Origin of the sequence: Kribbella sp. NPDC051137 (assembly GCF_040682535.1) — a bacterium.
Taxonomy (GTDB): domain Bacteria; phylum Actinomycetota; class Actinomycetes; order Propionibacteriales; family Kribbellaceae; genus Kribbella; species Kribbella karoonensis.
This window is the reverse complement of the sequence record NZ_JBFBBI010000005.1, coordinates 454,288-474,239: the sequence shown is the minus strand read 5'-3', so window position 1 is coordinate 474,239 and position 19,952 is coordinate 454,288. Positions and strand designations below refer to the sequence as shown.

Sequence of the window (19,952 nt, the reverse complement as noted above, 5' to 3'; positions counted from 1 at the left end):
GCATGTCAAGGAGCGCCGGCCCGCTCCGTACTGATGGATGAAGGCGCCCGATCGGCGGGGGCCGGTCCCGAAGGAGACACCGTGAAGTACGTACTGGTCCTGAACGTCAACACCGAGGTTCTCGAGGCGCTGCCCGAGGCGGAGCAGCAGGCCATCGGTGCCGGTCACCAGAAGTTCATGGACACCATCAAGGCGTCCGGGGAGTTCGTCGGCACGCTGGCGCTGACGCAGCCGGCCGAGTCCGCGGTGGTCAAGGTGCGCAACGGCGTACCGGCGGTCACCGATGGGCCGTTCGTCGAGTCGAAGGAGTTCCTCGGCGGCCTCTACCTGATCGACGTGCCGTCCCGCGAGCGGGCGGCCGAGCTGGCCGCGATGATCCCGGACGCCGGCATCGAGGGCCTGGGGGTCGAGGTCCGCGGCGTGGTGTTCTCGGAAGGGCTCTGAGACGACCGAGGGGGTTCTCCGCGCAGCTGTGGAGAACCCCCTTGTTTTCTTGAGGTTTCAGTCGGTCTGGTCGTCGAGGTTCGCCTCGGCGGCGTTCTTCTTGATCGACTCGATCCCGTTCAGCGCGGAGGCCTTGGTCTTGTAGCTCTCGCTGCTGGTCGCGATCACCTCGCCGTTGCCGGCCTTCAAGCGGAACCGGAACTCGCCGGACTTGTCCTTGTACAGCTCGAACTTCCCCGCCATTCGATGTACCTCCATAGAGAGTGTTATCGCTCCGTGTCGGAGCGTAGTCCTCTCGCGCCGCAACGTGGCGTCAGACACACATCACTGGTCGAGTACGCCGCGGATCCCGGCGACCACCAGATCCACGCCGACCGCGTAGTACCGCTCCTGGGACGACGGGCAGACCAGCGCGCCCGCGGCCGAGGTGACCAGCGGGTACTGCGTCGGCGACAGCGCGCCGAGCGACGCCCGCTTGCGGCGCAGCGAGGCCTCGCGTGCCTCCGGGTCGCTCACCTCGCGGGCGATCGGGTCGGTGGTGACGAGCGCGATCAGCGAGCAGATCGACTGCCGGCCGATCTCCGCCGCGTCGTCGACCGCGAAGCCGCCCTCGACCAGTAGGCCAAGCGCCCGCTCGGCGAGCGCGAGACCCGGCTCGGCCACCAGGATCCGGGCCAGCGTCAGGTCCGCCAGTCGCGGGTGCGCGCGGAGCGCCGCCACGAACGCGCTCAGCAGCGCGTGCATCTGCTGGTCCCACGGCTCGTCGGTCGGCTCCGGCAGTACGACGTCCGCGAGCAGCCGGTCGCCCAGCGCGGCCAGCAGATCGTCCTTGTCCTTGAAGTGCCGGTACAGCGCCATCGGCGTGACGTCGTGCTGCGCGGCGAGCTTCCGGAACGAGACAGCGGCCGGTCCCTCGTCGTCGGCGATGGCCAGTGCGGTGTCGATGACCCGCACCGGGTCGAGCCGGCGGGCGGTCTCCTTGGTGATCACGTTGACAAGTCTACACCGTAGACCTACTGTCTACTCCGTAAGCTTACGCCGTATACATACGGTGTAGACCTGACTTCGAGTAATGAGGTACGGCGATGCGACGCAGTCCTTGGGCCACCCTGGCGGTGCTGGCCCTCGCGCAGTTCATCGTGGTGCTCGACGTGACGATCGTGAACGTCGCGCTGCCCCACATCCAGGCGGATCTGCACTTCTCCGCCGACTCCCTGCAGTGGGTGATCAACGCGTACACCCTGCTCTTCGGCGGCTTCCTGCTGCTCGGCGGGCGGATGGCCGACCTGCTCGGGCCGCGCCGGGTGTTCACCGCGGGCCTGCTGCTCTTCGGCGCGACTTCGCTGATCGCGGGGTTGTCCAACTCACCCGAATTCCTGATCGGGGCCCGGGCCGTCCAAGGTCTCGGCGGTGCTCTGCTCTCGCCGGCGGCGCTGGCCATCCTCACGATGACCTTCGCCCACGGCCGCGAACGCAACATCGCGATGGGCGTCTGGGGTGGCCTGGCCGGCCTCGGCGGGACGCTCGGCGTGGTAGCCGGCGGGGTCCTGGTGGACTCCCTGAGCTGGCAGTGGGTGTTCTTCGTGAACGTCCCGATCGTGCTCGCTCTGGTTGCCCTGATCCCGGTCTTCGTCCGGGACGTACGGCATTCGACGGGCCAACGCTCCTTCGACACACTCGGCGCCGTACTGGGCACTGCTGGGCTCATGGCTGTTGTGTACGGCGTAGTGCGCTCGGAGCCTTCCGGTTGGGGTTCTTTCGAGGTCATCGGCGTACTGACGGCCGGTGTCGTCCTGCTGGGCGCCTTTGTCCTGGTCGAATCGCGGTCCGCTTCACCGCTCGTCCCGCTGAGGTTGTTCCGGTCGCGGGCGCTGAGCGTCTCTGGTGCCTCGCTCGCGTTGAACGGGGCCGGGTTCCTGTCGATGTTCTTCCTGACCGCGATCTACCTGCAGCAGGTGCGCGGCGACAGTGCGCTCGAGGCCGGTGTCCACTTCCTGCCGATGGGTGGCGCGGCAATCGTCGGCGCGGTGCTCGCGTCGCAGTTGGTGCAGCGGCTCGGTACCCGTACGGTGCAGCTGGCCGGCGCGGTGCTGAGCGTCGGCGGTCTGCTCCTGCTCTCGCAGGCCGACGCCACGGGCAGCTACACGAGTCAGTTGCTCCCCGGCCTGATCATCTTCGGCTTCGGCATCATCGGCGTCGGCGTACCGGGTCAGATCAACGCGGTCTCCGAAGTACGTCCGGTCGAGGCGGGCGCCGCGTCGGGCGTGGTCAACGCGATGTACCAGGTCGGCGGCGCACTCGGGCTCGCGATCGTCACCACGCTGTCGATCACGCACACCACCAACGAGCTCACCCACGGCGCGACCCAGCTGCAGGCACTGCAGGCCGGCTACGAACGAGGCCTGCTCGCGGCCGCCGCCTTCGCGATCGCCAACGTCCTGCTGACCCTAGCGACCCCACAACTCCAGCCCACCCCAGAACAACTCACCGAAGCCACCGCCGCCGCCTGAAGTTGCCAATGGCAACCACCACGACCATCTCCTCCAGCCGGCTGCTGGACAAGTGGGGGAGCGCGCGGGCGCTTCACGGGGTGATCCCTGATGTTCGAGGGGCTCGCGGACGGGAGGGTTAGGGCAACGACCTTGTGAGGAGATGGTGATGTTCGTTGCGTTGGTGACTGCCGGGGTTATGGCGATGGGGCCCGGGGTTGTGCAGGGTGGGTTGGATGCGGTGCCGGCTGTTGGGGCGGTGGCTGAGGTACGGGACGGGGGGCGGGTCTGGCGGGGGACCAGTGGGGTTGCGGAGCTGGGGACTTCGCGGGCGGTTCCGGTGGCGGCGCGGTTCCGGGCCGGGAGTATCAGCAAGACGTTTGTTGCCACCGTCGTACTGCAACTTGCCGCCGAGGGACGGATGCGGCTGGACGACCCGGTCGAGCGGTGGCTGCCCGGTGTCGTGCCGAACGGCGAGAACATCACCGTGCGCCAGCTGCTCAACCACACCAGCGGGCTGTACGACTACAAGGACACCCTCGTGATGCCGCCGAACGCGGAGTTCTACACGTACCAGTACCGGACGTGGACGGCGGCCGAGCAGATCCAGCGGGCGCTCGCGCATCCGCCGGTGTTCGACAAGCCAGGGTCGCGGTACGACTACTCGAACACGAACTACCTGCTGCTCGGCGAGATCATCGAGAAGGTCACCGGGCAGACGTACGGCGAGCAGATCGAGCGTCGCCTGATCCGCCCGCTCGGGCTGCACGGTACGTCGATGCCCGGCACGTCGACGTACATCCGGGGAGCGCACCTGCACGGGTACGTGCCGAAGGACGGCGGGCTCATCGACTTCACCGAGATGAACCCGTCGCTGTTCGGTGCGTCCGGCGAGCTGATCTCGACCACGCACGACCTGAACCGGTTCTTCGCCGCGCTGCTCGGCGGACGGCTGCTCCCGGCACGGCTGCTCGACGAGATGAAGACGCCGGGCACCGAGGGCGGTACGTACGGGCTCGGGCTGTCGTGGCACGACACCTCCTGCAAGGTGCGGGTGTACGGCAACGACGGCGACGCGCTCGCGTACCAGGCGTACTCGTACGCCACCGAGGACACCCGGCGGCAGGTCACCGTTGCCGTCACGCCCGACTTCACGGCGAACCCGGACGCCGCCGTCGACGCTTTCGTGGACCGGGCGATCTGCCATTGAAATCCGGCACTGAAACCGGTCACCCGATGTGACATTGTCGGCGGGTCGGTTTGGTGATCGGGCGAAACGGCGACACTGGTATGGATGCTGTGCCGCCATCTCCCGAAGGGGTCCGGGACCTTGGAACTCGCCATGCTCGGTGCCGACGACTGGCCGATCGCCCGAGAGGTACGCCTCCGGGCCCTCAAGGACTCACCGTCGGCGTACATCGCCGACTACGAGGACGAGGTGACCGTCGGTGAGGACGGCTGGCGGGAGCGGTTCACCCGGATGCAGTGGGTCGTCGCCCGGGACACTGCCCGGATCGTCGGCATGGCAAGCTCCGTCCGGGTCGCCGGGCGCCCGGCGGACGAACGGCACATCGAGTCGGTCTGGGTGGACCCGCGGTACCGCCGCAACGGCGTACTGCGGGCCATCCTCGCCCAACTGGCCGCCGCCGAACCCGCCGTCACCGAATGGCGGGTCTGGGTCCTGGACACCAACACGGTCGCACGCCAGGTGTACGACCGCCTCGGCTTCAGCCCCACCGGCGAACGCCAACTCCTACCCGACGGCTCCGGCCGCCGCGAGATCCGCCTGCGATTCGGTTCGTAGCCCGTACCCGCAGGAGACCCAGTTGGTCAGCTTCAGCCGGCTCAACGCGTCTTCCTTGCGCTGCCGCGACGGGAGGTTGGCGAGCATCTTCTGCCAGTGCTCCTCGTCCTCCTGCCAGCTCTTGATGAAGTCCACACACAGTTCCGCGGAGATGCGGTTCGTCCACAGCGTCGCGGTCTCCAGCGATCGGACGACGTTCGGGAACTCGTCGATCGACGCCTCCGCTCGCCGCACGGCCGCGAGCGTGTCCCGAATGGTCTCCAGCCGGATGCCCTTGAAGCGATCCCAGTACGTCGTCTCCATCGCGATCCGCAGCTGCTCCTCGAAGGGCCTGCCCGGCTCGCTCTCGAACGCGGCGTAGAGCCCCTCGGCGAGCAGGTCGCCGAACTCCTCGCGGGCCGCGCGCTGCGGATCCTCGAACGGCCTGTACTGGAGCTGCCGGACCTCGCCGATCTTCGGGATCGCGCGGCGGGCGGCGTACCGGGCGAAGAAGAACCAGTCCTCGTTGTAGATGTCGGCGAAGAAGGACAGCTCCGGGCGCTGCAGGTCGACGCCGAGCACCGCGCCGCTGACGAACACGTCCTGGGGCGCGACCTTCCCGCGTGCGTGGCAGACCACCGAGTTGTCGGGAAACTCCCGGCTCGCCATCGACGCCACCGGGTGGCGGTCGAGGTACCCGGTCAGACGGTTGACGTCGGTGGACCTGAGGCGGCGGATGTCGTCGTCGACGAACAGGATCTTGTTCCAGCCGCGCAACCGCCCGTACAGCAGGCCGATGTTCCGTTTCGCGCTCAGGTCGCTGGACCGGTCGGCCGAGGCCTCCCGGAACCTCCGCGCCGACGTCTTCGGGGTGGGGCACGGCGGCCGGTAGTCCTCCGGTACCTGGATGACCAGCGCCTCGGCGTACAACGTGCTCTTCACTCGCTCGACGACCTTGTCCAGCAGCGCTTCACGGCTGCAGAGGATGACGAGTGGTACTCGGAGGTCGGCGGCCAGCGTGATCACGGGCTGCAGTTCGGCAGCCCGCCGTGCGGCCGGTACGACGATCGCGTCGAGCTTGGTGCTCGCCGACAGTCCCGCCGGCGCGGAGCCGTCGCACAACAGGTCGGCGTGCGACGCCCTGATTTGTCGGGATCGGCGGCTCATTCGGTGTCGTCCTCCGGTGACCATTCGAACAGTCGGTTCTCCTCGATCTCGAGGTCCGGCGTGACGGCCTCGCCGTTCACCACCGGGACGCGCATCAACAGACCGAAGACGCCGCCCGGGAACCGGTTGGCCAGGTACGTCTCGTTGCGCTCGCGGACCGCTTCGTCGGTGAGCGTCCGGACCGCGCCCAGGACGCCGCGGCTGTAGACACCGTTGCAGATCGTGATGGTCCGGCTGTGGTTGAACGGGTTGGGCAGCCGGGCGAGCAACGCGACGTCCTCGACCAGCTCGCGCGGCTTGTCACCCCGCCACGCGTCCTGCATCTGGTCCGCCTCGAGAGCGGCCCTCGACGGCGCATCGAACTCAGGGTCGATGTCCTTGCGGTCCTCCCACTGCGGCCGGTACTCCTGGCCGTCGCGGGACCGGAAGATCTCGCCGTCGGCCAGGTCCCGCACGGACATCTGCCGGATCGGCAGGTTGTCGAGCACCTTCAGCAGCCTGCTCGTGACCCGGTTCCAGGCGATGCCGCCGATCAGGATCAGGTGGCCGGACAAGTGGTCCGCGCTCACCTCGGACGGCAGCCGGTGCCGGACCCGGAGTTCCGGGTTGGACGCGCGGACGTGGCCCCACATCTCGATCAGTGCGTCGAGGTCGGCGTACCGGTAGAGCTTGGTGAAGTTCGGGTTGGTCAGCTCGGCGAGCGGCGTACGTCCTTCCTCCGGGATCTCCGGGCAGATGAGCGTGATCCGGCCGGACTCGAAGTCGAACGTGTAGGAGCCCCCGGAGGTGGGGGAGCCGGACGTCTGGTGGTGGCGGATGTCGTCGCGGAGGCCGGTGAGCTCGCGGTACAGGGCGGTGAAGCGTTCGCGTTCGGCGTTGTTGAGGTCCTGCTCGCGGGGGACGTGGTCACCGAGGACCGTCATCGCGAACAGCAGTGCGTACGAACGCAGCCGCTCCTCCGGGGGCAGCTTCGGGTTGGTCTGCGATTCCCAGGAACTGATCGTCGCCACCGCGACGCGGACCTCGCCGGTGCTCAACGCGTTCGACAGGTCCTTCTGGGTCAGTCGCTCGGATTCCCGAAGGTCCCGGAGTCGTCTGGCGAGTCGTACGGCCTCTGCAGTGGGGGCCACTCTCACTCCCGAAATGGTCGACCAACAGCGGGTGCGGCGGATCGGCTGATCGTACACCCGGCTCTACCCGACTTCACCGTGCCCCACTGTAGTGCGGCGTCCGAGGGTCGCTCGGGCGCCGTGCCGTCCGTGAACCGGCGGGGCATTCGGCAGGAGATCGCTCACCCATTGTTCCTGACAAACTTGGTGATTGACCGTAGTTACACCGTAGCTCTACCGTAGTACTGAAGTCGACCTGAAGCCAACTGAAGCCACGCCGAGTCGCGGGCAGAGGGGAGAAACCGAGGATCCGGACGGGGTGTTCGTTCAACCTGAGCAGGTGCCCGATGCGCAGATCATCAGTCGTGCCGACGATCGCCGCAGGCGATCTCGAGGTGATCGGGGCATTGGAATCGGGGAACTGGCGCACCGCACTGCGGACCCTCGGGACCGGCCCGGCCGGCGACGCGTACGTCGGCGCGAACCTGCGGACCGTCGCGCGCGCGATGGAGTTCCGCGCCGCTGGAGCGCACGGCCGCGCCTGGGACGCGCTCGGGATCGCGGCGGCCGGGATCGCGCGCCGGCAGCCCGGTGTACCGATGCAGCAGACCGACGGTACGGCCCGGCTGGCGCTGCCGCCCGAGCACGACGGACCGGCGTACCGGGTGATCAGGTTGATCTGGCGTGAGCAGAGTGAGCTAGCGCGGTTGCGCCGGCTGGCGGCGGACCGGCCGAGCGGGATACCGCAGGACCGGCACATCCTGGTGCTGGCGTTCGTCGAGTACCTGACCTGGCTGGAGTTGGACGGGGAGACGGGGCTGACCGAGCTGCCCGCCGATGGCGAGCAGGTCGTGGAACTGCGCGAGCGCCGCCGGGACGGGTACCTGCGGAGCGCGACCGATCTGCGGCACCTGCCATCGCCGCGGGCCGGATCGATGACGAAGACGGTCTGGGACCGCGCCGGCGGCTACCACGGTCTGCGCCGGCTGGCGTTGCTCGAGCTCGCCGAACGACCCGAACCGCCCTGGACCGATTCCTCCGCGCCGGCGAGCTGTCCGGCCCGGAGCGGTGCGCGGATGGCCTGGACGCTGGCTCGGGCCGCCTGACGCCTTTACCAGACGGGGCTGTGGTCTTAATCTTTTGGGATCGTCTCCATCCTCGGGATCGTTGACCTCGACAACGATGTCGCCGCGCGCGAAGGAGGGTCCGACCTGATGCTGACCCTTCGCACGGGGTCGGAGACCGACCTTCGGCTGACCCGGCCCACGGCCGCCGATCTGGTCCGGACGACCGAGCTCGCTCCCGGGCTCGCGGTCGGCATCGACCTCGCGGATCCGTCGCACTGGCACGCGATCGACGTACGGCGATGGGCCGCGGCGGATCCCGCGCTGCTCGGGGCGGTGTTGGGGCCGCCCGCGGTTCGGCAGCTGTCCGCGGGGGCGGCGCGCGGCGTCCCGGTCGAGGTGGCGTCGGCGCCCGCGTGGCGACGGCTGGCGGTGATCGACGCGCTGGACTGGTGGCTGCAGCTGCCGTTGAACCAGGGGCTGCTGGATGCCGAGCGGGCGATCGCGCGGGCGCGGGCCGCGGCGTCGCTGCCCGCCGGGTTGTTGCGACGTGCGCTCGTCGACCGTGCGATCGTGAGCGCGCGTCGTTCGGCGGACGAGTTGACCGTTTATCTGAACGGGTTGACTGGCGCATCGTTGCCTAGGGCCCTTTTTTCGGGGTTGTCGCGGCTGGCCGGCGGGTACGCGGCGCTGCGTCAGGAGGTCGACGGCCCGGACGACGCGTTCGCCGCCGTACAGAGCGCCTGGGAGCGGGTGCGGTCGGCGTCAGTGGTCGGCACGATCCGGGACGCCGCGGCGGCTTCCCTGGGTGCGGTCCCAGGTCCCGCCCTGGGTGCGGTGCCGGGCGCGCTCCCGGGTGTGGGAGCGGTCGCGGCGACGGCGGGGCCGGCCGTGGGGCGGGTCGATCCGCGGCAGTTGCGGGCGCGCGTCGTCGGATCCGACGTACGGATGCTGCCCGCTGCGGACGGTACAGCGGTGCGTGTCGTCGTCCCGTCGTACGCGCCGCGGCCGTCGGCGCTGGTGGCGGACCGGGTGATGGTGCGGCTGGTCGACCGGCGGTCGGGGGAGGCGCAGGAGCCGGTGCTGCTGACGTTGCGGTCGGGGGTGTTCAGCGAGGTCGTGCCGCTGGGGTCGACGCCGGTCGAGTACCTGCGGGCGGACCTGTTCGACGCCGACAGCGAGGTCGCCCCTGCAGAGGACATCGGGCGGGCCTGTCGGGCGCAGCTCGTCCTGAGCGAATGGAGGCGGGCTGTCGCGGAGTCGCGGGTGTCCCGCAGCGTACGGACGCGGAACGGACGGCTTACCCGGCTGCTCGACGCACTCACCCCGGCGAAGGGGCCGTTGTTCCGCGGCGGTCCGGCGCGGGCCGACATCGTCGACGCCATGAACGGGACCGCCCGGCATCCGTGGTTCCGCAGTACGACGGCAGCCGGAGCGCCGTTGGTGGCGGAGTTGGCCGCCGTACACGCCGACCGCTGAACCACCGCGGTGCCCTCGCGGCATCGTTGTTCGCCCTGTGTGGACAGGTCATCGCGTAATGGACACGCGACCGATCCATCCCCGAGGAGCGAGCAATGACCGTCGTCTCTCGACCCGCCCACCCCCGCCGCCCCGCGGCCACCCGCGGCTCGCGCACCACCCGCGCCGGCCGCAGCCCCCGCGCCGGCCGTGGCCCCACCCGCGATCCCGCACGGACGCCCCGGCGCTACCTCGCACCGGCGTTGCTCTCCGGTACGTCGACCCGCCAGGACGCCTCTGTGCGCAAACCGTCGTACACCCTCTGGTTCGTCATGGCCGCCGACCTGGCCGCGGTGATCTGGCTCTACACCTTCGGCGACTGGCTGGACCACGCCTCCAAACTCACGGCCACCGCAACCCTCGGCGGCCACCACTACATCGTCCTGGCCGCAGCCGCCATCGCCTTTCTGACGCTGGCCGCGGTAGCCATCCTCACCGACGGCTTCACCCGAACCACACGCACGCTGACGATCCTCAAAACCGCAGCGTGCATCCTCTCCCTCACAGTCCTGACAGGCCTGGCCGCACTCCTCCTGGCAGCCCTCCTGAGCCGACTGCTCTTCGGCTCCCTCCGCCCCTGACCCCGGCCGGCCCGGCATAGTGGTCGGCTGTGGATCAGGTAAGCATCGTGACAGCCCACTCCGAGCGCGCGACCTTGCGCGTCGGTGGCACGTTCCTGAAGATCGACGCCGACGAGGCGCGAATCGACCGCGAGGCCGAGGCGATGCAACTGGCCCCGATCCCAACCCCAAAGCTGCTGTGGCGCAAACCGCACGTCCTCGCCCTCTCAGTCCTCCCAGGAATCGCCCTCGCCCGCGTCGGCCAACCCTCGCCTGCGTCCCCAGAAGCATGGGCTGCCGCGGGCGCCGCCGTACGCCGACTCCACGACGCCCCCACACCACCCTGGCTCGGCCGCGCCGGCCGCCCTCTCGACGAGCTGACGCCGGACCTGGACCGCGAATGCGATCGGTTGATCGCCGACGGCACGCTCCCCGCCGCCCTCGTCACTCGCAACCGGGAACTCGCCGAAGCCGCCCTCCGCCCCTGGTCCCCGGCCTTCACCCACGGCGACCTACACGTCGCCCACGTCTTCACCGACAACGACGAGGTCACCGGCATCATCGACTGGTCCGAAGCCGGCCAAGGCGACCCCCTCTACGACCTGGCCAGCCTGACCGTCGCCCACCAGAACCACCTCACCGATGTCCTCACCGGCTACGGCACCACCGTCGACCTCAAGGTGATCCACGCCTGGTGGTTCCTCCGTACCCTCCTGGTAGTCCGCTGGCTGACCACCCACGGCCACAACCCGCACACCCCCGGCGGCGCCGTCGACGTACTAAGAGCCCAGCTCTAGTACGCCGATCCACGGGTGGCTGTCACCCTTCGTCTCCGCCAACGCCCGCGCCAGCCAACCGCGGGCGTCAGCAGTCAGGTGCGGCACGGTCGCCTCGAAGTCAGCCTGATCCTTCGGCCGGGTCTGCAGCCCCTTGAACAGCAGCACCAGCTCGGGCCGCAGGTACGGGATCCCATCAGCCGTGAGGGCGATCGCCTCGTCGTACGGCCGGCGGATAGTCCGGTCGAGCGAACAGATCCAGTTCGCACCATCGTCGGGCACGCGCATCACGTCAACGCACCACAGACCCGTCGAAGGATCCCGCGCCATCGTCTGCTGATACTCGAAGTACGCCGCCCCGGCACCGTCGACAGGCCAGAACCCCTCTCGCCCGGCAACGAAGAACTCGTACGCCGACAACCGCTCGCGAATCAGGCCGAAATCCCCCAGCGGAGTAGCGATCTCCAGATCCTCGTGCTCACGAGTCTGCCGCCCCCGAAACAGATCCAACGCCCACCCGCCGACCACCCACCACCGAGCACCGGCCCCCGCCAGCAGCCCCGCCACCGTCCGCGGATGCCACGCATCCCACGTCCCAGGACCCCAATCAAGCTCCACCGGCTCCGACACCACCCACCAACCCTAGGCCGCGCCCCGGCCAACGATCAGGACCAGAGGTGAAAGCGATGGAAAAAGAAGATCCCTCCCCGCGATCGGAGAGGGGCTGATGGTGGTCAGAAGGCTTAGCGCGGTGCCTTGGCTTGCCAGGGCGTGATATCGAGCTTCGGATACCTCTGCCTGATGCCGACGAGCGTCTCGTCGGTCCAGAACGGATGGCCGGGTGGAGGGAAGCCGAACAGTTCGAGCTGGCGTGGCGTTGCGCGGTGGACGAACTCGTACCAGGCCGGTTCGTGGCTGCGGATCGCCCATCCGAGGCGCTGGCCCCAGTCCGCCTCCGCAGGTCGATAGATGAGCTGCATCGAGTACCGTGCGCCCAAGGCTTTCCGCAGTCCGGTCCCGCGGTGGAAGGTGCGGGTGTTGAACGCGATCACTGTTCCTGCTGGAGCGGAGCCGGATTCCTCGACGTCGTACAGGCTGGTGTTGTCGTCCGGGGAGACGAAGTCGCCGCTGCCGCCGTTGCGTGGGTAGAAGTTCGGGTTCATCGGCAGGTCTGCGGTGTGCTCGTACGGCACCAGGTGCGGCGGCCCGAGCTCCTCCGGGACATCGACGAGAAAGATGAACAGTTCGAGGTGCTGGTAGCGGTCCTCGGTGGATGGCACGAGGATCGTTTGGTTGAGGTAGTCGCGGTGCAGTCCCTGGTCGTACGACGTGGCACCTGTGTACTTCGCCCATGCCTCAGCCGAGGACAGCCGCAGGTCGGTCTGTCCGAGCAGCAGCTCCGCAAGCTCCACGATCCTTGGATGTACGGCAAGCATGCTGAACTCGGTGCTGGCGAACGGAAAGACGTCGATACCGTCGAACTCGTCCTCGACGTACCTTGACCGGCGATCGTCCGTCCCGTCGTGGAATCCCTCGGGCGTCGGAAACATTGTCTCCAGTTCGCCGAGAGCCGGCGACAGATCCTCGGTCGACAAGAACCCAGGGAGGATCACAAACCCACGCGTTCGCCACTCGTCCACGACGTCCCCAGGCCACATGACTTCCACTGTGTCGAGGTGCCGACCCAGCGCGCAATCGCTTTTCATCAGTTCCTGCCGAGCCACTGTCCGCCAACTGATGCCGCCGTTCGCCCAATACGCCGCGTTGCAGCGATCCAGGGGCATCCCGCCAATCACCGACGTCCGCCTCGCGGCGGCGAAACTTGGACTTGTACCGGTGTAAGTCCAGGTTAGATAGATAACCTGGACTTAACGACGAGGAGATCGCTGAAGGGTGGTCAGGGGGCGGTCTCGAACCGCCGACCTTCCGCTTTTTCAGTTCGACCGAGTGCCCGTCGGCGGTTGCAGATGGCCTGCTGACGCAGGATTTGCCGTCGTACCGCGGTTGTCGTTGGCCGCTGGTGTTGCTGGACCTCTCGCTGGACTCCGTCGGGGGATGTGGATTGGTCGAACCACCCTCGCGGGCCTAGAAGCGTTCTTGGAGGGGTACCACCAGCATTCCTTGCGCCACGGTGGTCCAGGGCTGACGGGGTGGCGGGACTGGTTGATGGATCGACGAGGCGAGTACTGCAGCCACGCCTGGCCCGGTCAGGTGCGTCATCTTGCGCTTCCTGATGGATGGGACGGTCCTGATGATTGGGACGGAAGCAGCCTTTCGGCAGATCAGGAGCAGCACGTCATCAAAGTGCTCTTCGAGCTGCTGGACCAGTTCCTCGCGGAACGTGAGGCCGGCTGCGATGAGGAGCGCCGCGGGTATGGCGGCTCTGCTTCTGCCGCGAGGTCTGAAGTTGAAGGCGAGTACACGTGACGAATCGATCCGCTTCATCGACGCTTGACGGTGCATTGAGCCGTCTTATCGAGACATTTCGCGGGATGACCGCTCGCGCGGACGAGTACAACTGCGAATGCCACTGGGGTTCGGCAGAGGAACTCGCGAGCCTCAAGGTTCCGGACATCGAGCTCGAGCCGGATCTGTTGCGCCGCACGTGGCAGGCACCGGACTGGCTCGACCATGCGGCGGTAATGCGACGCGTGCTGCCTCAACTGGCGGGCGCTCTTGTCACAGGTGGCGTCAGCGACTACGACCTGGTGGACGTCGGCGACTCCCTCGCCCGGGCCAGCTGGCAGCAGTGGCCGGCCGAGCGGGCCGAGGCCGTCGGGGGCTTCCTGCACGCGTGGTGGACGCATTGCCTCACCGCCGCCGCTCCGCCTGCGCCGACTCACGAAGCACTCGCTCTGTGTACGGAGGCATCAGGCTCGGTCGGCCCTTGGCTCGCCGACTGGAGGCGGTCCGTCATCCGCTGGCCGACCAGCGCCTCGCCGAAGCCCTCACCCAATGGGATTTCCACCTTCTGCAGGACATGCTCCCCTGGTCCACGTTGGCCCACGAGGAGGAGAAGCGACGCGACCTCACCACGTGGCTGCTCCGTGTTGCCCCCAGCCGACTCGGCAACAACGGTGACGCCGATCATCTTCGAAACGTTCTGCGGCTCATGGCGATCACCGGCCTCGCCCGCTTCGACGACCCTCGCTGGCCATTCCCTGCTTACGAAAGGAACGACTAGCAGTCTCGCGCCCGATGGATCTGGTGACCTGGAAACATGTGGCGCCATCACACATCAGGATCGGCGATCGACCACTGACCGTCCGCTCCACGAATGAGCGCGGTTGCTGGACCAGCGGATAGATGACGATGCGAGAAATCGCAGGTCAGAAGGTGGTCAGGGGCGGTCTCGAACCGCCGACCTTCCGCTTTCCAGGTCGCGACACCGTGGCGCACCATCTCGGCGATGACTGCGGCTGCGGTCGCTGGGTGGTCATGAAGAGGGGTAGCAGTAGCCCTATGTTGCTGCACCAACTGCTACACCTGCCGCTCACCTCTCCCCCTATGTTCCAGCCTCGGTCTGTGATGGCTGGAACATAGGGGGGAGCGAGGGTGGCAGCAACGTGATCATCAAGGAGTGCGTGCGCAACGTCTTTGGCGCTGGCGAACTGGGCCTGACCCAGGTCGTCAAGGCTGTCCAAGCCCGGGTCCCGAACCGATTCACATGCGACGACTTCCAGCGCGCATAGAGAACCTCAAGTGTCCGGCCGCCGACCAACTCACCGCACCCGGAGCGGACCGACGAGACGTACCCAGGAGATTGAGGGCTACAGCACTCGTCCGGATCAGCCGAGATCAGGACGTCATGCTCGCGTCGCCGACTCCAGCGCTCGAACGCCATCGATTGTTGACGGCTAGCCCCGTGTCACTAGCCGTGCTTAGAGGACGGCTTGCTCAAGCAATCGGCCAGCCGGGTCTCAGCCGCTAGTGATCCTCACTCATCATCGCTTCGAGGTCGCCGGTCATCTTTGCGAACTCTGCGCCCAAGTCGACTCCGTACCGGTCGGCAAGCACAAGCACCGACCAGAGGCGCGCGAAAGCCACTCGTCATGGGAGACTCGCGAGCGAACAGCAGGGGTGATCGGCGGGCAGATGAGTCACTCGGCGGGCATCCAATCAGGCTCGCCGACCTGACCAAGCCGCTCTGCCTCGTGGCCTCGGAGTCCTGCTCCTGTCGCCGGCTTCCTGAGCACTCTGGTCCTGGAACGTCCGGATTTGCCGCCGAGCGGGAAGCGGCCCATACAGTCGAGCTCGCCAGCGAAGGTTGGCCAGATGTCGGCAGGCAAGTCCTTGCCCGGACACTGTCTAGGTACTCCAGTTGTCGGTCGTGACCTTGCTGATGAGCGTCCGGTGACTGCGCACCTTGAGCACATGCCGGCGAAGGCTCGTCCACTGCCGCTTGTGATGGCGAAGATTGATCACATCGTTGAGGCCGATGTGACGTGCCTTGACCTGGTGGCGCATGATGCCCGGCATGGAAAGCGCGGTCGAGATGATCAAGGTCTGGTTCCGGTTCGTTCCTCGTGAGGGGTGGTTCCCGCAGGACACCGAGGGCCTCTGGGCTGGGAGGCTCAGCCCTGACACGGCTCGCGTGCAGAACGTCCCCTTTCTTCAAGATGGAGTGGCTGAGGGTGATGTTGTGCGGTTCGAGACCGACTCGCGCGGGCTCCATTGGGCCGTGGGGCGGGTCAGTGCCTCCGGCAACTGCACGATTCGCGTGGTACCTGATCCTTGCGGACCGCTGGGTCGCAGCCCTCAGGCAGTTCATCAGCTCCTTGCGAGATTTGGGATCGCTGGTGAGGTCTTCAGTGAAGACTTCCCAATGGTGGCCTTCAACGCACCATTCGGCGGCGACTTCCACGGGATCAAGGCGCTCCTGATCCAAGGAGAAGAGGAGGGATGGTGGCACTACGAAGTCAGCTGTGCCACCGATGAGTGGTGGAACGCCTGATCTTCGCGCCCTCCGATGAGCAGCACGGAAACGCCGATCAGCGGCTCACAGCAATGCTCGCCACCCACATCGACGTCGCGGGAGCCCTGGGTAGGAGAGAACGCGCGGATTTGCCGCGATCCGGAACGAGGGGCCGCCTAATCACGTCGCGCAGCGAGCGGCTGTGTATGAGTCGCACGGCTTGGCCGCTAAGGAACTTGGGCCGAGGATCTTCGAGTCGAGAGCGCCAAGCTCGCGGACCGCACCGCACCCTGAAGGAGACCGGACGCCCTGTGCGCACGCGTCACCGCAGGAGAAGCCCTCGAGCGGCTGCAGGAACCCTCATCTGCGGTTTACTGCAGCAACGTCGTTGCTGCACTAGGTGAGTGATTCGGATCGTTTCCGACGCAAACGTGCAGGTCAGAAGGGTGGTCAGGGGCGGTCTCGAACCGCCGACCTTCCGCTTTTCAGGCGGACGCTCTACCAGCTGAGCTACCTGACCGGGGAGAAAGTTCGGCGGCGGTGTTTGGACACCGCCGCCTTCTCCTGGCGACCCAGACGGGACTCGAACCCGCGACCTCCGCCGTGACAGGGCGGCACGCTAACCAACTGCGCCACTGGGCCTTGCAACTCGATGATCCTACAGCATCTTCGAGCTAGGTTTTGCACCGGCCTTTCGGCCGTATCCCCAACGGGATTCGAACCCGCGTTACCGCCTTGAAAGGGCAGCGTCCTAGGCCACTAGACGATGGGGACTCGGACCCGCGGGAGCCGAAGCTCCAGGGACAGCCGTAAGCATAGATGAGACCGCGCCAGCTTCCAAAACGAGATACTGGTGAGGTGATCGAGATGAGCCGGGCCGCGTTCGAGGGGCTGGTCGCGCAGGCGCTGGACGAGGTGCCGGAGGAGCTGGCGGGGCTGATCGACAACGTGGCGGTGTTCGTGGAGGACGAGCCGCCGGCGGGGGATCCGGAGCTGCTCGGGATCTACGAGGGGATCCCGCTGACTGAGCGCGGGCACTACTACGGCGGCGTACTCCCGGACCGGATCACGATCTACCGCAACCCGACGCTGAAGATCTGCGAGACCGTCGACGATGTGGTGGAAGAGGTGCACATCACAGTCGTCCACGAGATCGCGCACCACTTCGGCATCGACGACGCCCGGTTGCACGAGCTCGGCTACGGGTAGGCCGGACGGCCGAGAGTGGGGTAGCCTCGGCGCGGCCGGGTCGGGGTCCGGTACAGCCCACTTTTGAACGATCTAGCGAGGCTTCGCCATGAGCGATCCCCAACCGCCCGGCTGGAATCCGCAGCACCGTCCGTCCCAGCCGTACGACAGCCCGCCGCCGCACACCGCGCCACTGCCACAGTACGGCCGCCAGCCCTCGCAGCCGGCCCACCCGCAGTACGGCAACCAGCAGTACGGCAACCAGCAGTACGGAAACCAGCCGTACGGCGCGCAACCGCAACCGCCGTACGGCGCGCAACCGCAGTTCGGCGGGCCCGGTCCGCAGTACCCCGGGAGTCAGCCGCCGCCGAACAAGCCCAGGCGCCCCTGGCTCCCGATCGCTGCCGTCTCGGTGGCGCTCGTCCTGGTGGCCGGTGTTGTCGCGTTCGTCACCACCCGCGGCGAGCACGACACGGCCGACGCAGGCATCCCGACGGCCACCTACTCCGACGCCGTGACCACCCCGAGCGCCGACCCGACCAGCGAGCCCCCGAGCCCGACGTACACCCAGTCCACCACCCCGGAGCCGACACCGACGGTGACGCCGGAGCGGCGGAGGACGTTGAAGGACATCGACAAGGGCCTCCTGGTGTACGACGACGTGTATGTGCAGCCGGTCAAAGGCTGGACGAAGTTCTGGGGTTCGAAGGACGGACTCGTGCTCCGATCCGTACAGACTGGCTCCTTCGTCTCGGTGATCGTCGAGCCGTTGGGCGTCCCAGCGGCAACCTACGTGGTGAACGTCGTCGACGGCTTGAACAAGGGTGCGAAGATCACCGCCGTACGGAAGGCGCCCGTCAAGACGCTCCGTCCGGCGAACTCGAACATCGGCGACCAGGCAGAGTTGTCGTACACGGGCCGCCTGAAATCCTCCGGCATCACGGTGTCCGTGGTCGGTCGCTGTACGACGATGACCGGTGTCGACTCGATTCACAACGTGACGGTGGCCGTCTGCGTCACCACCCGGCCGGACGTCAAGGACAGCGTCTACCGCGACGCCGACCGGATGATCGCGTCAGTGGCCCGGTCGATCTGATGCGGGCCCGGGTTGTGGTGCTCTCCGGTGGGCTGGCGGCCGTGCTCGTCGGTCTGTTCGCGGTCGTCGGGCAGCTGCTGCCCCGGGCGGAGCCTGAAGCCGAGGTTCGGTTCAACGACCCGCGACCGGTGCAGGTGACGCCGTCGCGCAAGCCCCGGCGTGAGCCGGACGTCGACCGGGGTACGCCGGTCAGCAACGGGGTGTTCGTCGACGTCCCGGACGGCTGGAAGCGGGTGAGCATGGGCGGCTTCACGCTCGGGCTGGTCTCCTGGGGCCGGGGCGCCGCGTTCGTGCTCACCGGGTCGACGCATCCGGTGACGTCGGTCCCGCTGTTGCGTCCCGATGCCGAGGGTTTCGCGCAGACGATGCAGCTGTACGGCGTTCAGGTCGGCCGGGTTCGTACTCTCCCGGTGCCCAACCGCAACGTTGTCGAGGCGGTGGCGATCAGTTTCACCGGGCTGCGGAAGATGGACGGCCTGACGTACTCGTTGAGTGGCGAGTGTGTTCGGTTGCGGGGTGCTCCGGACACCAACGACATCAGCCTGAGCCTCTGCTGGTCGGCGTACGTGCAGGACCTCGGGACGGTGCGTCCCGAGGTTCAGCGGATGATTGCGTCGGTTGCGCTGTCGGTCTAGGAGCGGCCGAAGAGGAGTTTCCAGGGCATTAGGGCCGACTCGAGTTGGACCTTGAGGGACATCTTGGAGACGCCCTCGGTGCGTTCCTCGAAGCGGATCGGGGTTTCGGCGATCTTCAGGCCGCGCTTGACCGTCCGGTAGTTCATCTCGACCTGGAACGAGTATCCGTTGCTGGCGATCGACGCGACGTCGATCCAGCGCAGCGTGTCGGCCTTCCAGGCCTTGAAGCCGGCGGTCGCGTCCTTCACGTGCAGGCGCAGGATCGCGTTCACGTAGAAGTTCGCCCAGGCGGACAAGGCCCGGCGGTGCCAGCCCCACTCGGCCGCGGCGGAGCCGCCGGGGACGTAGCGGGAGCCGATCACCACGCCGGCGTCGGTGGTCCGCAGCATCTCGACCATGGTCGGGATGACCGAGGCCGGGTGCGACAGGTCGGCGTCCATCTGGATGACGATGTCGGCACCCTCGTCGAGCGCGCGGGTGATCCCGGCGACGTACGCACGGCCGAGGCCGTCCTTCACCGTCCGGTGCAGTACGCCGACCTTCTCCGGCGACTTCTTCGCCAGCTCGTCGGCGACGTCGCCCGTACCGTCCGGGGAGTTGTCGTCGACGACCAGAAGTTCCAGGCCGGGCAGGTTCAGGTCGGACAGCAGTCCGGCCAGCACAGGCAGGTTGTCCCGCTCGTTGTAGGTCGGTACGACGACCACGATCTTGGCTAGCTCACCCATGACTTTCCTTCGTCGGAGACACCGGAGGCTACCGCACCTGGTGGCCTCGAAGGTTCAACGACCTTACAAGTCCGCGAGTGCCTCGGCTGCGGTGCCGTAGATCCGGAACTGGCCGCCGAGGCCGGTGACACTGAGCGGGCGGTCGACCGGACGGCCGACGCCGACCAGGGCGAGGGTGATGTCGTGCTGGCCGGCCAGGTTCCGGGCCTCGACCAGGTTGCCGAGGCCGGCCGAGCTGCAGAACGTGACGGCGGACAGGTCGATCAGCACCAGCCGGGCCGGCGGTGCGACGGCGGCGCGGATCGCCTCGGCGGCGAATTCGGTGCTCGCGATGTCGATCTCCCCGGACATCCGGATCAGCAGTACGCCCGGTTGCAGTTCCTCGGTCAGAGCGTCGAACGTGGTCTTGATCATGTCGCCGTCCCGCGGCTCTGGCTGGCTTGTCACGCGGGTGTCTCCCCCGGGGTAGCGCCACGAACGCGG

23 protein-coding genes and 4 tRNA genes are annotated in these 19,952 nt (G+C 67.6%); 14 read left to right on the top strand and 13 right to left on the bottom strand.

Features of this window, described 5'->3' with window-relative positions; all coding sequences use genetic code 11:
* Positions 1–81 precede the first annotated feature (81 nt).
* Entirely contained in the window at positions 82–444 is a 363-nt protein-coding gene (locus AB0M51_RS28270; protein ID WP_344188619.1) for a YciI family protein, read from the top strand.
* 57 nt (positions 445–501) lie between these two features.
* Here AB0M51_RS28270 and AB0M51_RS28265 read toward each other — a convergent pair whose 3' ends face one another.
* Both AB0M51_RS28265 and AB0M51_RS28260 read right to left on the bottom strand, forming a co-directional pair.
* Positions 502–702, bottom strand: a complete 201-nt coding sequence (locus AB0M51_RS28265; RefSeq protein ID WP_363751209.1) for a YegP family protein — start codon at positions 700–702, stop codon at positions 502–504.
* A 66-nt stretch (positions 703–768) separates the two neighbouring features.
* Positions 769–1,434: a TetR/AcrR family transcriptional regulator gene (locus AB0M51_RS28260; protein WP_344188617.1), complete on the bottom strand. Its 666-nt coding sequence runs from the start codon at positions 1,432–1,434 to the stop codon at positions 769–771.
* 95 nt (positions 1,435–1,529) lie between these two features.
* Here AB0M51_RS28260 and AB0M51_RS28255 point away from each other — a divergent pair, with 95 nt between their 5' ends.
* The 3 genes from AB0M51_RS28255 (at position 1,530) to AB0M51_RS28245 (ending at position 4,737) form a co-directional block, all read left to right on the top strand.
* A complete protein-coding gene (locus AB0M51_RS28255) occupies positions 1,530–2,954 on the top strand; it encodes an MFS transporter (RefSeq protein ID WP_344188616.1) in 1,425 nt (474 codons plus the stop codon).
* 238 nt (positions 2,955–3,192) lie between these two features.
* Positions 3,193–4,143 (top strand): serine hydrolase domain-containing protein, encoded by a 951-nt coding sequence (locus AB0M51_RS28250; protein ID WP_363751206.1) that lies wholly within the window; start codon positions 3,193–3,195, stop codon positions 4,141–4,143.
* Between the two features lie 84 nt (positions 4,144–4,227).
* Positions 4,228–4,737: a GNAT family N-acetyltransferase gene (locus AB0M51_RS28245; RefSeq protein ID WP_344188613.1), complete on the top strand. Its 510-nt coding sequence runs from the start codon at positions 4,228–4,230 to the stop codon at positions 4,735–4,737.
* On the opposite strand, the gene AB0M51_RS28240 is transcribed toward AB0M51_RS28245, so the two are convergent.
* The gene (locus AB0M51_RS28240) at positions 4,687–5,883 is read right to left on the bottom strand and encodes a hypothetical protein (RefSeq protein WP_344188612.1); all 1,197 of its coding nucleotides are present in this window, start codon (positions 5,881–5,883) and stop codon (positions 4,687–4,689) included. The genes AB0M51_RS28245 and AB0M51_RS28240 overlap by 51 nt on opposite strands.
* Complete coding sequence (locus tag AB0M51_RS28235; RefSeq protein ID WP_344188611.1) at positions 5,880–7,013, bottom strand: hypothetical protein; 1,134 nt, start codon at positions 7,011–7,013, stop codon at positions 5,880–5,882. The genes AB0M51_RS28240 and AB0M51_RS28235 overlap by 4 nt, the downstream gene beginning before the upstream one ends.
* 326 nt (positions 7,014–7,339) lie before the next feature.
* Here AB0M51_RS28235 and AB0M51_RS28230 point away from each other — a divergent pair, with 326 nt between their 5' ends.
* From AB0M51_RS28230 to AB0M51_RS28215, 4 genes are all read left to right on the top strand, one after another.
* Positions 7,340–8,098, top strand: a complete 759-nt coding sequence (locus AB0M51_RS28230) for a hypothetical protein (protein ID WP_344188610.1) — start codon at positions 7,340–7,342, stop codon at positions 8,096–8,098.
* 108 nt (positions 8,099–8,206) lie between these two features.
* Positions 8,207–9,535, top strand: coding sequence for a hypothetical protein (locus AB0M51_RS28225; protein WP_344188609.1), 1,329 nt, complete (start codon positions 8,207–8,209; stop codon positions 9,533–9,535).
* A gap of 95 nt (positions 9,536–9,630) precedes the next feature.
* Positions 9,631–10,155 (top strand): hypothetical protein, encoded by a 525-nt coding sequence (locus AB0M51_RS28220; protein ID WP_344188608.1) that lies wholly within the window; start codon positions 9,631–9,633, stop codon positions 10,153–10,155.
* Positions 10,156–10,184: 29 nt separating this feature from the next.
* Entirely contained in the window at positions 10,185–10,931 is a 747-nt protein-coding gene (locus AB0M51_RS28215) for a phosphotransferase (RefSeq protein WP_363751202.1), read from the top strand.
* Here AB0M51_RS28215 and AB0M51_RS28210 read toward each other — a convergent pair.
* Together AB0M51_RS28210 and AB0M51_RS28205 are read right to left on the bottom strand one after the other, a co-directional pair.
* A complete protein-coding gene (locus tag AB0M51_RS28210; protein WP_363751200.1) occupies positions 10,914–11,543 on the bottom strand; it encodes a hypothetical protein in 630 nt (209 codons plus the stop codon). The two genes, AB0M51_RS28215 and AB0M51_RS28210, sit on opposite strands and share 18 nt — an antisense overlap.
* A 110-nt stretch (positions 11,544–11,653) precedes the next feature.
* Positions 11,654–12,568 (bottom strand): phytanoyl-CoA dioxygenase family protein, encoded by a 915-nt coding sequence (locus AB0M51_RS28205; RefSeq protein WP_363751198.1) that lies wholly within the window; start codon positions 12,566–12,568, stop codon positions 11,654–11,656.
* A gap of 508 nt (positions 12,569–13,076) precedes the next feature.
* Between AB0M51_RS28205 and AB0M51_RS28200 the strand changes: the two genes are divergently transcribed.
* A complete protein-coding gene (locus AB0M51_RS28200; protein WP_344188604.1) occupies positions 13,077–13,337 on the top strand; it encodes a hypothetical protein in 261 nt (86 codons plus the stop codon).
* 460 nt (positions 13,338–13,797) lie between these two features.
* Positions 13,798–14,094 (top strand): hypothetical protein, encoded by a 297-nt coding sequence (locus AB0M51_RS28195; protein ID WP_344188603.1) that lies wholly within the window; start codon positions 13,798–13,800, stop codon positions 14,092–14,094.
* Positions 14,095–14,247: 153 nt separating this feature from the next.
* Here AB0M51_RS28195 and AB0M51_RS28190 read toward each other — a convergent pair.
* A tRNA-Ser gene (locus AB0M51_RS28190) sits at positions 14,248–14,319 on the bottom strand.
* Between the two features lie 899 nt (positions 14,320–15,218).
* Complete coding sequence (locus AB0M51_RS28185) at positions 15,219–15,389, bottom strand: hypothetical protein (protein WP_344188602.1); 171 nt, start codon at positions 15,387–15,389, stop codon at positions 15,219–15,221.
* Between AB0M51_RS28185 and AB0M51_RS28180 the strand changes: the two genes are divergently transcribed.
* Positions 15,388–15,864, top strand: coding sequence for a DUF4265 domain-containing protein (locus AB0M51_RS28180; RefSeq protein WP_344188601.1), 477 nt, complete (start codon positions 15,388–15,390; stop codon positions 15,862–15,864). The two genes, AB0M51_RS28185 and AB0M51_RS28180, sit on opposite strands and share 2 nt — an antisense overlap.
* Positions 15,865–16,272: 408 nt before the next feature.
* Here the strand turns inward: AB0M51_RS28180 and AB0M51_RS28175 are convergent.
* The 3 genes from AB0M51_RS28175 to AB0M51_RS28165 all read right to left on the bottom strand — a co-directional run bounded on the left by AB0M51_RS28175 (position 16,273) and on the right by AB0M51_RS28165 (position 16,599).
* Positions 16,273–16,345: transfer RNA gene (locus AB0M51_RS28175), tRNA-Phe, on the bottom strand.
* 45 nt (positions 16,346–16,390) lie between these two features.
* Positions 16,391–16,467, bottom strand: a tRNA-Asp gene (locus AB0M51_RS28170).
* 59 nt (positions 16,468–16,526) lie between these two features.
* Positions 16,527–16,599: transfer RNA gene (locus tag AB0M51_RS28165), tRNA-Glu, on the bottom strand.
* 84 nt (positions 16,600–16,683) lie between these two features.
* Here AB0M51_RS28165 and AB0M51_RS28160 point away from each other — a divergent pair.
* From AB0M51_RS28160 to AB0M51_RS28150, 3 genes are all read left to right on the top strand, one after another.
* A complete protein-coding gene (locus tag AB0M51_RS28160) occupies positions 16,684–17,034 on the top strand; it encodes a metallopeptidase family protein (protein WP_344188598.1) in 351 nt (116 codons plus the stop codon).
* A gap of 88 nt (positions 17,035–17,122) precedes the next feature.
* Entirely contained in the window at positions 17,123–18,109 is a 987-nt protein-coding gene (locus AB0M51_RS28155) for a hypothetical protein (RefSeq protein WP_363751195.1), read from the top strand.
* On the top strand, positions 18,109–18,744 hold the full coding sequence (locus AB0M51_RS28150) for a hypothetical protein (protein ID WP_344188596.1): 636 nt from the start codon (positions 18,109–18,111) through the stop codon (positions 18,742–18,744). The genes AB0M51_RS28155 and AB0M51_RS28150 overlap by 1 nt, the downstream gene beginning before the upstream one ends.
* Here the strand turns inward: AB0M51_RS28150 and AB0M51_RS28145 are convergent.
* Positions 18,741–19,469 carry a polyprenol monophosphomannose synthase gene (locus tag AB0M51_RS28145; RefSeq protein WP_344188595.1) on the bottom strand — a complete coding sequence of 243 codons (729 nt, stop codon included), beginning with the start codon at positions 19,467–19,469 and terminating at the stop codon, positions 18,741–18,743. The genes AB0M51_RS28150 and AB0M51_RS28145 overlap by 4 nt on opposite strands.
* A gap of 63 nt (positions 19,470–19,532) precedes the next feature.
* The gene (locus AB0M51_RS28140; protein ID WP_344188594.1) at positions 19,533–19,916 is read right to left on the bottom strand and encodes an STAS domain-containing protein; all 384 of its coding nucleotides are present in this window, start codon (positions 19,914–19,916) and stop codon (positions 19,533–19,535) included.
* Positions 19,917–19,952: the final 36 nt, after the last annotated feature.